Below are 12847 nucleotides of genomic sequence, written 5' to 3'. Positions count from 1 at the left end.
GCTGGTCAAAGCTGGCGCAATACAAGGAACCACAATGATTATTCCCGCATTAGATTTGATTGAAGGTCAGGTTGTGCGTCTGTATCAAGGTGATTACGGACAAGTGACCGAATATAAAGTAGACCCAGCGGAGCAGTTTAATTTGTACCACCAAGCTGGGGCAGGTTGGTTGCACTTGGTGGACTTAACTGGCGCGAAAAATACCGCGGCACGCCAACTGGATTTGATTGCCCGCCTGCTCGCGAGCACACCCGCCAATATTCAAATTGGTGGTGGAGTACGCAGTGAACAAGACGTGGTGGATCTGCTTGAAGCAGGTGCGCAGCGCGTGGTGGTGGGTTCAACCGCGGTTAAACAGCCGCAATTGGTCAAAAGCTGGATGGAAAAATACGGCGCTGAGAAAATTGTTTTAGCGTTGGACATCAACATTGATGAACAAGGTACGCGCAAAGTCGCGATTTCCGGCTGGCAGGAAGATTCCGGCGTGACGATTGAAGCTTTGATTGATGACTACTTAACGGTTGGCTTAAAGCACGTACTGTGTACCGATATTTCCCGAGATGGCACGCTAGCCGGCTCGAACGTTGAGCTGTATCGCGATCTCTGTCGTCAATATCCACAAGTGCAGTTCCAATCGTCCGGTGGCATTGGTTCACTTGCCGATATTGAGGCATTGAAAGGCACAGGCGTTGCGGGTGTGATTGTCGGCCGCGCGCTATTGGATGGCAAATTTACCGCGCAGGAGGCATTCGCATGTTGGCAAAACGGATAATTCCTTGTCTGGATGTACGAGATGGACAGGTAGTGAAAGGCGTTCAGTTTCGTAACCACGAAATCATTGGAGACATTGTGCCACTGGCCAAACGTTACGCCGAAGAAGGCGCGGATGAGCTGGTGTTTTACGATATTACCGCTTCCAGTGATGGCCGCGTGGTCGATAAAAGCTGGGTCGCGCGAGTCGCGGAAGTGATCGACATTCCTTTCTGTGTCGCGGGGGGATCAAATCGGCGCAAGATGCTGCACGAATCTTGGAGTTCGGTGCAGATAAAGTGTCAATTAACTCGCCTGCACTGGCGAATCCACAACTCATCACCGATCTTGCGGATCGCTTTGGCGTGCAATGTATCGTGGTTGGCATCGACTCTTATTTTGATAAAGAAACAGGTCAATATCAGGTTTATCAGTTTACCGGTGATGAAAGCCGCACCCGAGCGACTCAATGGCAAACTTGTGATTGGGTGCAAGAGGTTCAAAAGCGCGGCGCTGGGGAAATTGTACTGAACATGATGAACCAAGATGGTGTGCGCAATGGTTACGATCTTGAGCAGCTCAATTTAGTGCGCTCGGTGTGCCGAGTTCCACTGATCGCCTCCGGAGGTGCAGGGGCGATGGAACATTTCGCGCAAGCTTTTACTCAAGCGAACGTCGATGGCGCTTTAGCCGCTTCGGTGTTTCACAAGCAGATCATCAATATCGGTGAACTCAAGCAGTATCTAAAACAACAAGGAATTGAGGTGAGACGATGAATCCAGCAAGCCCATTTGCCACGCTAACCGACCGTATTGATTGGCAGAAAGTCGATGGACTTGTGCCAGCGATTGTGCAGGATTTTCAGTCCAGCCAAGTCTTAATGATGGGGTATATGAACCCTGAGGCGTTGCAAAAAACCCTCGATACTCAACAAGTGACCTTTTTCTCGCGCAGCAAACAGCGTTTGTGGACCAAAGGGGAAACCTCAGGCCATGTGTTGCAACTGAAAAACATCGCGCTGGATTGCGACCAAGATACGCTACTGGTGAAAGTGAACCCGATTGGCCCTACCTGCCATACAGGCACCGTGACCTGTTGGGATGGTGATGCACAAGAAGAGTCGCAAATGGTTTGGCTTCATCAGCTTGAACAATTGTTGGCTGAGCGAAAAAATGCCGATCCCAGTTCTTCTTACACGGCCTCTTTGTATGCGCGTGGCACCAAACGTATTGCGCAGAAAGTGGGTGAAGAAGGGGTTGAAGTCGCGCTGGCGGCGACGGCAGGGGATAAGGAGGAGCTGATTTGCGAATCCGCCGACTTGATGTACCACTTGCTGGTGCTGCTGCAAGAGCAAGGCTTAGCCATGAATGATGTGATCAATAAGCTGAAAGAGCGTCACAAGTAGTTTAGATCTAATCACGATCCAAACGATAACGCCCCATTATTGGGGCGTTATTGTCTTCCTACTTGAAGCTTCGGCGCGGTGTTGGCTGCATTCGTTCACCCCAACCACATACTGTATCTATGCTCATGGGGATTGACTCATTTGCCGCCTACCTGCAACTCCAAGTCGGAAGGCTATATATCGTTGATTAATCAGAGTGTTAAAGCGTCACTTCCTGCCACTCACCAGGCTGCAAATCTCCCAAGTTCCAATCGCCCATGGAGTAACGAATCAAGCGTAGAGTCGGGAACCCGATGTGCGCCGTAATGCGTCGTACTTGGCGATTGCGCCCTTCCATCAAGGTAATGGCTAACCATGTGGTAGGAATCGCAGCGCGAAAACGCACCGGAGGATTCCGTGGCCAAAGCGTGGGTTCGGGCATGATTTCTACTTTCGCCGGTAAAGTCGGACCATCTTTTAAGGTCACTCCGTGGCGCAATGCCTCAAGGTCGTTTTCTTGCGGCGCACCTTCAACTTGTACCCAGTAGGTTTTTGGCGCTTTGGATTGCGGTTGCGTCAATCTGGCCTGCAAAATGCCATCATTGGTTAAAATCAGTAGTCCTTCGCTATCGCGATCCAAACGTCCTGCGGCGTAGACATCCTTAATCGGGATGTAGTCGGCCAAGGTTTTTCTTCCATCCCCATCGGTAAATTGGCTTAAAGTGTCATATGGTTTATTAAATAGGATCACTTTCCGTTCACTGGGCGAAATCGTGCGTTTAGGGGAGCCAATGTCGTTAGATGTTGCTCTTCTCTTGGTAGAAGAGTTTCTCTTTCCTGATGTGTTATTGGCGCGAGCGGTGTTTTTTGTTGCCTTCTGTTTGAAATGCGATTTTCGTTGCGCAGGAGAAGAGGGAGCATTGTCGCTAGGAGAGCGAGATGACATGTTAAGCACCTTGCAAAAATGTAAAGAAACTGTGTTTGAAAGTTTTCCGCAGGAGCGATATCGGCTATCATTTGCGCGCCCTGGAAAAGGTTTAGCGAACAAGATAATAGACTATTGTCTTCAATTTGTTTAATTATAAATACCTTCACTCAAGGACGAGCTCGAAGGCGGCTCAACGTCATTCGAACACAGGATTTGCAAGAGTGAGAAGATCGTACTCAGGTTGAGGGGATGTCGCCGACTTGAGTACGGACAGTCACACAGTGTCATTGCATCCAATGGTGCTGTTAGAACAGATAGGGAAAGTTCATGCCTACCAATAAACCTACAATTATTTATACCATTACTGACGAAGCCCCGGCTCTAGCCACGTATTCATTACTGCCAATTATTCAATCGTTTACTGCCTCATCAGGCATTGATATCGATACACGCGATATTTCATTAGCTGGCCGTATTTTGGCTAATTTCCCTGAGTATTTGACTGAAGAACAACGTATCGGCGATGCGTTAACTGAATTGGGTGCATTGGCACAAACACCAGAAGCTAACATAATCAAACTGCCGAATATTTCAGCCTCAATTCCGCAGCTCAAAGCGGCAATTAAAGAACTGCAAGACAAAGGCTACGCACTGCCAAATTATCCAGAAGAACCGAGCAACGATAAAGAAGAAGTGATTAAAGCGACTTATGACAAGATCAAGGGCAGTGCGGTAAACCCTGTTTTGCGTGAAGGTAACTCAGATCGTCGTGCACCTGCCTCGGTGAAAAACTACGCCAAGAAGAACCCACACTCAATGGGCGCTTGGAGTAAGGATTCTAAATCCCATGTCGCGAGCATGAGTGATAAAGATTTCTTTGGTAGTGAAAAGTCAGTCACGGTCAGTGGCGCAACCAAAGTTGCGATTGAATTTGTGGGTAAAGATGGTGCAGTGAAAGTGCTGAAAAAGCCATTTGTGCTGCAAGATAAAGAAATCATTGATACCAGCGTGATGAGCAAAAAAGCGCTGATTGCTTTCTTTGAAAAAGAAATCGCCGATGCGAAAGCGCAAGATGTGCTGTTCTCTCTGCACATGAAAGCGACCATGATGAAAGTCTCGGATCCAGTGATCTTTGGTCACGCGGTGAAGGTGTACTACAAAGCAGTTTTTGATAAGTATGGCCAACTGTTCGATCAACTGGGTGTAGACGTCAATAACGGCTTAGGTGATGTTTACGCGAAAATTCAATCGTTACCAGAAGCGCAACGCGCAGAGATTGAGGCGGCGATTCAAGCGGTATACGCCACTCAACCTCCTCTTGCTATGGTGGACTCTGATCGCGGCATTACCAACCTGCATGTACCAAGCGATGTGATTGTCGATGCGTCAATGCCAGCGATGATCCGAACTTCTGGCCAAATGTGGGGGCCAGATGGTAAGCAGAAAGATACCAAAGCGACGATTCCAGATCGTTGCTACGCGGGTGTTTACCAAACCGTTATCGATTTCTGTAAACAGAATGGCGCATTTGATCCAACCACCATGGGCAGTGTGCCAAACGTTGGTCTGATGGCGCAAAAAGCAGAAGAATACGGTTCACACGATAAGACCTTTATTCTGGATGCTGAGGGTGTGGTGCGTGTGATTGACGAAGCGGGTAAAGTGTTGCTGGAGCAAACCGTCGAAGCGGGCGATATCTTCCGTATGTGTCAGGTAAAAGATGCGCCAATCCAAGACTGGGTGAAACTGGCGGTAACTCGTGCTCGTGCTTCAGGTACACCTGCCGTTTTCTGGCTTGATCCAGAGCGTGCACATGATGCTGAACTGATCAAAAAAGTGAATCAGTATCTACCAAATCACGATACATCAGGCTTGGAAATCAAGATCCTGTCTCCTGTTGATGCAACGCAATACTCACTAGTACGCATGAAAGCAGGACAAGATACCATTTCCGTAACGGGCAACGTATTGCGTGACTATCTAACTGACTTATTCCCAATCCTTGAGTTGGGTACTTCAGCGAAAATGCTTTCCATCGTTCCGTTGATGAATGGCGGTGGCTTGTTTGAAACGGGCGCGGGCGGCTCTGCTCCGAAGCACGTACAACAAGTACAAAAAGAGAACCACTTGCGTTGGGATTCACTGGGTGAGTTTTTGGCGTTGGCCGCTTCTCTGGAACACATGAGCGTGGTTACTGGCAATCGCAAAGCGCAAGTGTTGGCAGATGCCCTAGACAAAGCGACCGGTAAGTTCCTCGATATGAACAAATCGCCTTCTCGTCGTGTGGGTGAAATTGATAACCGTGGTAGCCATTTCTATTTGGCAACTTACTGGGCACAAGCACTAGCTGAACAAACGGCAGATGCTGCTCTGGCGGCTGAATTTGCACCAATTGCCAAAGAGCTTGAAGAGAAAGAGGCACTGATTGTGGCTGAACTGAATGGTGCACAAGGTAAGCCTGCCGATTTGGGTGGCTATTATGCGCCTGAGTTTGCTAAAGCGGCTCAGTTAATGCGCCCTAGTGCGACTTTTAACGCTGTGATTGATCGTTAATAGTGCGCTATTGCAAAACAAAACCCGCCACATTGGCGGGTTTCTATTTTGGGTGCTGATCAATATCAAACACACCGAGTGCGGCAGTGCACCTATCACTTAGCCACTTGTCCCTCGACCGGCACAACGCAGCTAGCGTGGTATCCTTTAGGCCCCTGCTCCACCTGATAAGAAACCTGTTGTCCGGCTTTGAGTGTACGGTATCCGTCCATTTGAATGGTTGAGTAATGGGCGAAGATGTCTCCGTCTTCACCTTCCGGGCAAATAAAACCGAAGCCTTTGGCATTATTAAACCATTTCACTGTACCTGTAGCCATGCTATACATCCCTCATGCATTTTATAACTGATGTTTTAAGAGAAACGTCAATTCGTCCCAAGGACTCTCTGACTTCTCAAAAGTGAATAGCGATTCAGCTTATGCTTAACGTTAGTCACTAATTGACCAATTTAGACGATGATTGAACGCAGTCAATAGGACGAACGTATAAAAGCACACAGTTTGATATGAAAACTCAATTTTGCAATTGCAATTATATAAATTTGTCATTTGCAAATCGCGAAGCAAATTACTAGCAAGGTTGCATACTGGTGTTGGTAAAATAAGCAATCGCGCTATTCGTGATCGCCATTCGCAATGTTTTATTTGCAGCGTTACAATTGCTGCATTAGTCTCTAAGTAAGAGGCGAAAATCATCGAAGTGCGAACTCAGTAAGTTAGTTAAAAAAGCTAGGTTTACAGCACTTTATAGTTGAATTCTCGGTAAAAAGTCCTCAAATACTGAAGTGTTATGAGTAAAAATTTTGAATGGATATCTCCAGACCTCGATTTGCTGGAGAAAGAAAAGACGGCGGTTAAGCCACCATCTATGTATCACGTTGTATTAAACAATGATGATTACACCCCGATGGACTTTGTCATTGAGATTCTTGAGCGCTTTTTCTCTATGGATATAGAGAGGGCGACACAAGTGATGCTCAAAGTGCATTACGAAGGAAAAGCAATATGTGGCACGTTTACTGCAGAAGTTGCAGAGACGAAAGTCGCTCAAGTAACGATGTACTCAAGGGAAAATGAGCATCCACTCTTGTGCACGATGGAGCAAGCGTAAGCTTGCCAGACAACGTGGTTGTTCCTTAAGGAGGCCTTATGCTTAACAAAGAATTAGAGTCTAGTCTAAACGGCGCGTTCGCTCGGGCACGAGACAAAAGACATGAGTTTATGACCGTCGAGCACCTCCTACTTGCATTGTTGGAAAACGATGCAGCGCGGGAAGCCTTGTTAGCCTGCCAAGCTGATATCGATGTGTTACGCCGTGAGCTGGATACTTTTATCGACCAGACCACGCCCCTTATCCCCAAAAACGATGAAACCCGTGAGACTCAACCGACCCTGAGCTTCCAACGTGTACTGCAACGTGCAGTGTTCCACGTGCAATCTTCTGGTCGCAGTGAAGTGACGGGGGCGAACGTGTTGGTGGCGATTTTTAGCGAGCAAGAGTCACATGCGGCGTATCTGCTCAAGAAAAATGACATCAGCCGTTTGGATATTGTCAATTTTATCTCGCACGGTATTACTAAAGCCTCTAATCACAGTGAAGACTCTTCTTCTGATTCGTTTGGTAGCAGCGATAGTTCCGAAGAAGTGAGTGCTGATGAACGTTTGGAAAGCTTTGCGACTAACCTGAATCAACTGGCTAAACAAGGTCAAATTGACCCGTTAATAGGCCGTGATAAAGAGTTGGAACGTACGATTCAAGTCTTGTGCCGCCGCCGTAAAAACAACCCGCTATTGGTGGGTGAGGCTGGCGTAGGAAAAACAGCCATTGCTGAAGGTTTAGCGTGGAGAATTGTGGAAGGCAACGTGCCGGAAGTGATTCAGCGCAGCGTGATTTATTCACTCGATATTGGCTCGCTGTTGGCGGGTACCAAATATCGAGGTGATTTTGAAAAACGTTTCAAATCGATTTTGAAACAGCTTGAGAAAGAAAAAGACGCGATCCTGTTCATTGATGAAATTCATACCATCATTGGTGCTGGTGCGGCTTCTGGTGGACAAGTTGATGCTGCGAATCTGATAAAACCTCTGCTCAGTAGCGGCAAATTGCGTTGCATCGGTTCTACCACCTATCAAGAATACAGCAACATTTTTGAGAAAGAGCGCGCTTTGTCTCGCCGCTTCCAAAAGATTGATATTGTTGAGCCTTCGCTCGATGACACCACCAAGATATTGATGGGGCTTAAAACCAAATACGAAGCTCACCATGATGTACGTTATACCAATAAAGCGCTGCGTGCGGCGGTGGAATTGTCGGCGAAGTACATTAATGAACGTCATCTGCCAGATAAGGCGATTGACGTGATTGATGAAGCTGGCGCGCGTGCGCGTTTGATGCCAGCAAGCCGTCGTAAGAAAACGGTCGGTGTGGCGGAAATCGAATCTATGGTCGCCAAAATGGCGAGAATCCCTGAGAAATCCGTCTCGTCTTCTGACAAAGATATTCTGAAGAATTTGGATCAGAAGATGAAGATGTTGGTGTTTGGTCAAGATGCTGCAATCGATGTACTGACTGAGTCAATCAAACTGACTCGTGCCGGATTGGGCGCGGAACATAAACCAGTCGGTTCTTTCCTGTTTGCTGGCCCAACAGGGGTGGGCAAAACAGAAGTGACTCTGCAGCTTTCTAAACTGCTCGGTATCGAACTGCTACGTTTTGATATGTCGGAATACGGTGAGCGTCATTCGGTAAGCCGGTTGATTGGTGCTCCTCCGGGTTATGTGGGTTATGACCAAGGTGGGTTACTGACTGATGCTGTGATTAAGCACCCGCACTCGGTTGTTTTGTTGGACGAAATTGAAAAAGCGCACCCCGATATCTTTAACTTGCTCCTACAGGTGATGGATAACGGTACGCTAACTGACAACAACGGTCGTAAAGCGGATTTCCGTAACGTGATTTTAGTGATGACCACTAATGCGGGGGTGGCGGAAACGGTGAAAAAATCGATTGGCTTGATCCAGCAAGATAATAGCCATGATGCGATGTCGGAAATCAAAAAAGTGTTCACTCCTGAATTCCGTAACCGTCTTGACCACATTATCTGGTTCAACAGCTTGGATGAACGCGTAATTCATCAAGTGGTTGATAAGTTTATTGTGGAACTGCAAGCCCAATTAGATGCTCGTGGTGTCTCTCTTGAAGTCTCTGAAGATGCGCGTCACTGGTTGGCAGTGAAAGGCTATGACCGAGAAATGGGCGCTCGTCCGATGGGACGTGTGATTCAGGATCAGTTGAAGAAACCACTTGCCAATGAGCTGCTGTTTGGTTCACTCGTCGATGGTGGTACCGTAAAAGTAACGCTCAGTGATGATCGATTGGCTTTTGAGTATTTTGGTACTCGTGAAGAGGTTGTTCACTAAACGAGTTATCCAAATAGACAAAAGGCACCTTAAGGTGCCTTTTTTAATCTCGAATATTTGATGATTGAGTCATTAGCTGAGTAAGATAAAAATGGTACCGGTTAACGTCATCAAAATATTGGCGATAGCATAGGTGCCTGCGTAACCCAGTGCCGGAATGGTGGATTTCGCGTACTCATTTACGATGTCCATTGCTGGTGCGCAGGTGCGTGCACCAATGATGGCACCAAACAACAAGGCTCGGTTCATTTTGAGAATATAAGCGCCGACCAAATAGGCGAACACGACTGGCACGACGCTCACTAAGAAAGCTAAACCAATGACTTGAACACCCACTTCAGAGAGGTGTTGGAACATTTTGCTACCTGCATTGAGCCCAATCCCGACCATGAAGATGGCCAGACCAAGGTCTTTGACCATATTCAGTGCACCTTGAGGTACATAACCAAAAGTGGGGTGGTTGGCACGCAGGAAGCCCAAAGTAATGCCAGAGAGCAGCAGCCCTACCGCATTACCAAGGCTGAAAGAAACCTGCCCAAAGGTCATCGTCACCAACCCAAACAGGATGCCCAAGATAAAGAAACTGCAGAAGGCGAGCAGATCGGCCATTTGGCTGTGTACTGAGATAAAACCGATCTTATCGGCTAGCCCTTTTACCTTGCTCTTTTCACCGCTGACCTGAAGTACATCTCCTTTGGCAAGGACGATATCCAGATCCATCGGCATCTCAATCTGTGCACGCACAACGCGATTGAGGAAACAGCCGTATTCGGAAAGGTTAAGGTCAGACAAACGTTTCCCCGCGATACTGTCACTTTTTACCACGATTTCTTCTTCAGAAATACGCAGGTCAAGTAGGTTGCGGTCAAACACCTCTTTACCATTACGGAAGCTCGGGTCAAGGCGTGCGTGGCTATCCGGGAATCCTACCAGTGCAATTTCATCACCCTCTTGTAAAATCGCGTCACCATCAGGATGCGCCAGAATGCCATGACGACGAATACGCTCGATATAGCATCCGGTTTGACGGTAAATGCCTAGCTCACGTAAGTTGCGGCCATCAATCCAGTTAATCAGCTCAGGACCAACGCGGTAGGCTCTAATAATTGGCAGATACACTTTACGTTGACTACCCAAACCACGTTCTTGCGCGATTTGCTGCGCAGAGTCGGATAAGTTTTGCTTTTGCAACTTAGGAAGCAGTTTTGCAAACATGATCATGCTGATGAGGCCGATAAGGTAAGCCATAGCATAGCCGACTGAAACATTATCGAGGATCAGTGAAAGGTCCATATTTCTTGGTATTGCTGCGAGCCCAGAGTTTAGGGCATCTTGAGCGCCCACCAGTACGGGGGTTGATGTAAGGGCTCCCGCCATCATCCCTGCCGCTAAGCCATAATCGAGCCCGAGATAATAACCGCCGAAATAGGCGATCCAAGTAGCGGTAATCAGTACCACTAAACTTAAAATTAAATAATGCTTCCCATCTCGGAAAAAAATACCGAAGAAGTTCGGACCCGCTTCAATGCCTACACAATAAATAAACAGCATGAAACCAATAGTGAGGGCTTCGGGAGTAAAAGAGAAGCCGAGGTGACCCATCACTAGCGAGGTGATCAAAACACCAATTGAGTTACCTAACTGGAAGCTGCCAAAGCGAATTTTCCCGAAAGAGAGACCAATGGCGAGGACTACAAAAATCAGCAAAATTGGATTTTGCTCTAGCAATAAAACGACGTCGATGTTCACGATTTAACTCAATTCACGCGTGACAAGAGAGGGAATAATAAAATTTTGGGAATTGTATCCGAATATTGCAAAAAGATAAGTGAATTTTTGCGCGAATGCGCATTCTTTGGATCGAAATAGCTAAAAGAAGCGCTGAGCAGTATGAAATCACGAATAACAAAAAGCCCGCGATATTCGCAGGCTAATTTGCTCGTCAAGAAAGGCTTAGTCGAATAGACCCAGATTTTCTTTTGCGTAAGCTTCAAAATCAGTACAACCACCAATGTGTTGTTCATCAATGAAAATCTGTGGAACGGTTTCTACAGGTTTTCCGATGGTTTTCTCTAGATCGGCTTTGGTGATGCCTTCCGCATGGATATCTACGTAGCGGTAGTTGAAATCATCACGTTTTGCTTTCAACGTTTCAGCATGTTCTTTTGCACGAACACAGTAAGGACAGCCAGGACGACCAAAAATGACCACAAACATAACTTTCTCCTTCATTTTGTTTGCGCGTACTATGCCCGATCCAAAGTGGGAAATAAAGTGTGATTTAGCCACTTGATTCAATAGGTAAAAACGATGGTTCCGCAGAGGGTGGCGATGTTTTTTCCTACACTTTCTCACTCGCAGTTATGATGGAACTGATTGAAACGGCTCAACTTAGGTGTGAAGTCGTGCAAGAACCTATAATTTTTTTGTGGTTATGTTTGGCAAGTTGCACTTGGTCAAACAAATTTGCTTACTTTGAGCGCAAGCTAGCACTATCGCTTTATGAGAACGTTGGAGGGTGCATGTTTCAGTTCATGACAGCAACACGGATCATCTTTGGTGAAGGAGTGTTAGAGAGCTCTCTTTCCGTCATCAGCCAATATGGCTATAGCGTGTTGTTGGTCTCAGGGAAAAATTCTGAGCGATATGCACCACTCATCAACTATCTACATCAGCAAAATATGCGCTATCAGCACGTTGTGGTATCAGGGGAACCTAACATCACAATGGTCGAAGAAACAGCTGTGTTGGGGCGCCGCTTTAAACCGGATATGATCATTGCGATTGGAGGAGGTAGCGTTCTTGATATGGGTAAAGCCGTTGCCGCGGTTATTCCCAATCAAGGAAACGTATACGATTATGTTGAGGTTGTCGGGCGTAGTGTACCTCTCAAGACCAAACCTCTGCCTTTTATTGCTATTCCGACGACAGCGAGTTCTGGTTCAGAGGTGACTCGAAATGCGGTTCTCAAATCGGCTCAAGATCGTGTGAAGATCAGTCTGCGTAGTCCTGATATGTTAGCTGATGTAGCAATTGTTGATCCGACGTTGACCTACGGAACGGATCCGTTGACCTCTGGTCGAGGTGCTATGGATGCTTTTACACATTTGATGGAAGCCTATGTGTGTGGTGAGCCGAATCCTCTAACCGATATGATTTGTGAAGAGGGGTTGCGCCGATTAACTCGATCAATGATCCCAGGCTGTTTAAGGGATGATAAAAAGGCCCGTAGTGATTTATCGTTTGCTGCCATACTGGGGGGAATGGCTTCTACAAATGCCAAATTGGGGGCGGCACACGGGCTCGCTTCTGCTCTCGGTGGCAAACTGGATGCTCCCCACAGTGTCATAACCGCACGTTTAGCACCTTATGTAATGCGTGAAAACATTGAAGCTGCGAGAGAAGTGGGGCGTGTTGAAATTTTACAGCGTTACAAAACGATTTCACGAATCCTCACTGGGCGTAAAAATGCGTGTGTCGAAGATGGAATCTTGTGGGTGAATATGATGTTAGAACGACTATCCATCCCTAATTTGACCGATTTTGGTGTGTGCGCCACCTCATTTGAGCGTGTTGCGGGGGATGCATTGAAATCAACTGCGATTAAAGGTAATCCGATACCGCTCACATTAGAGCGACTGTTACATATTCTTCAGCAAGTTTGTGCTTGTCATCAGCTCGATTCGGTTGAGCCAAAAACCTCACAGGGCGAAGTTGAGATTCGTCAGCTGTTGCAGGAAGAAAGTAGTCGTTTAAGTGGCCAGCATTAAGGGAATCGCTGAAAATCCCCTCTAAAACTAACGGAGCCTAATG

The 12847-nt window shown here is 47.0% G+C and carries 10 protein-coding genes and 1 pseudogene; 7 read left to right on the top strand and 4 right to left on the bottom strand.

The window, feature by feature from the left end; all coding sequences use genetic code 11:
- Positions 1–34 precede the first annotated feature (34 nt).
- The 3 genes and pseudogenes from hisA (at position 35) to hisIE (ending at position 2155) form a co-directional block, all read left to right on the top strand.
- Positions 35–772 carry a 1-(5-phosphoribosyl)-5-[(5-phosphoribosylamino)methylideneamino]imidazole-4-carboxamide isomerase gene (gene hisA, locus EPB59_RS07305; protein WP_000586508.1) on the top strand — a complete coding sequence of 246 codons (738 nt, stop codon included), beginning with the start codon at positions 35–37 and terminating at the stop codon, positions 770–772.
- Positions 754–1526: pseudogene (hisF, locus tag EPB59_RS07300) on the top strand (imidazole glycerol phosphate synthase subunit HisF). The gene hisA and the pseudogene hisF overlap by 19 nt, the downstream one beginning before the upstream one ends.
- Positions 1523–2155 (top strand): bifunctional phosphoribosyl-AMP cyclohydrolase/phosphoribosyl-ATP diphosphatase HisIE, encoded by a 633-nt coding sequence (gene hisIE, locus EPB59_RS07295; protein ID WP_001067502.1) that lies wholly within the window; start codon positions 1523–1525, stop codon positions 2153–2155. The pseudogene hisF and the gene hisIE overlap by 4 nt, the downstream one beginning before the upstream one ends.
- Before the next feature lie 199 nt (positions 2156–2354).
- On the opposite strand, the gene rluE is transcribed toward hisIE, so the two are convergent.
- Positions 2355–3080 carry a 23S rRNA pseudouridine(2457) synthase RluE gene (gene rluE / locus EPB59_RS07290; protein WP_154172086.1) on the bottom strand — a complete coding sequence of 242 codons (726 nt, stop codon included), beginning with the start codon at positions 3078–3080 and terminating at the stop codon, positions 2355–2357.
- Positions 3081–3389: 309 nt separating this feature from the next.
- Here rluE and EPB59_RS07285 point away from each other — a divergent pair, with 309 nt between their 5' ends.
- Complete coding sequence (locus tag EPB59_RS07285; protein ID WP_154172085.1) at positions 3390–5615, top strand: NADP-dependent isocitrate dehydrogenase; 2226 nt, start codon at positions 3390–3392, stop codon at positions 5613–5615.
- Positions 5616–5710: 95 nt separating this feature from the next.
- Here the strand turns inward: EPB59_RS07285 and cspD are convergent, their stop codons facing one another.
- Positions 5711–5932, bottom strand: coding sequence for a cold shock domain-containing protein CspD (gene cspD / locus EPB59_RS07280; RefSeq protein ID WP_000190604.1), 222 nt, complete (start codon positions 5930–5932; stop codon positions 5711–5713).
- Positions 5933–6404: 472 nt separating this feature from the next.
- Here cspD and clpS point away from each other — a divergent pair, with 472 nt between their 5' ends.
- Both clpS and clpA read left to right on the top strand, forming a co-directional pair.
- Positions 6405–6725: an ATP-dependent Clp protease adapter ClpS gene (clpS, locus tag EPB59_RS07275; protein ID WP_000041730.1), complete on the top strand. Its 321-nt coding sequence runs from the start codon at positions 6405–6407 to the stop codon at positions 6723–6725.
- Between the two features lie 38 nt (positions 6726–6763).
- Entirely contained in the window at positions 6764–9034 is a 2271-nt protein-coding gene (gene clpA / locus EPB59_RS07270) for an ATP-dependent Clp protease ATP-binding subunit ClpA (RefSeq protein ID WP_055034400.1), read from the top strand.
- Between the two features lie 72 nt (positions 9035–9106).
- On the opposite strand, the gene EPB59_RS07265 is transcribed toward clpA, so the two are convergent.
- On the bottom strand, positions 9107–10783 hold the full coding sequence (locus EPB59_RS07265) for an aspartate:alanine antiporter (RefSeq protein WP_154172084.1): 1677 nt from the start codon (positions 10781–10783) through the stop codon (positions 9107–9109).
- 204 nt (positions 10784–10987) lie between these two features.
- Positions 10988–11251, bottom strand: a complete 264-nt coding sequence (locus EPB59_RS07260; RefSeq protein ID WP_000498418.1) for a GrxA family glutaredoxin — start codon at positions 11249–11251, stop codon at positions 10988–10990.
- A gap of 305 nt (positions 11252–11556) precedes the next feature.
- On the opposite strand from EPB59_RS07260, the gene EPB59_RS07255 reads away from it, so the two are divergent.
- Positions 11557–12804 (top strand): iron-containing alcohol dehydrogenase, encoded by a 1248-nt coding sequence (locus EPB59_RS07255; RefSeq protein WP_154172083.1) that lies wholly within the window; start codon positions 11557–11559, stop codon positions 12802–12804.
- Positions 12805–12847: the final 43 nt, after the last annotated feature.

The organism is Vibrio metoecus (assembly GCF_009665255.1).
Classification (GTDB): domain Bacteria; phylum Pseudomonadota; class Gammaproteobacteria; order Enterobacterales; family Vibrionaceae; genus Vibrio; species Vibrio metoecus_B.
The sequence above is the reverse complement of the archived record's forward strand: the minus strand, read 5'-3'. Positions and strand labels throughout refer to the sequence as shown.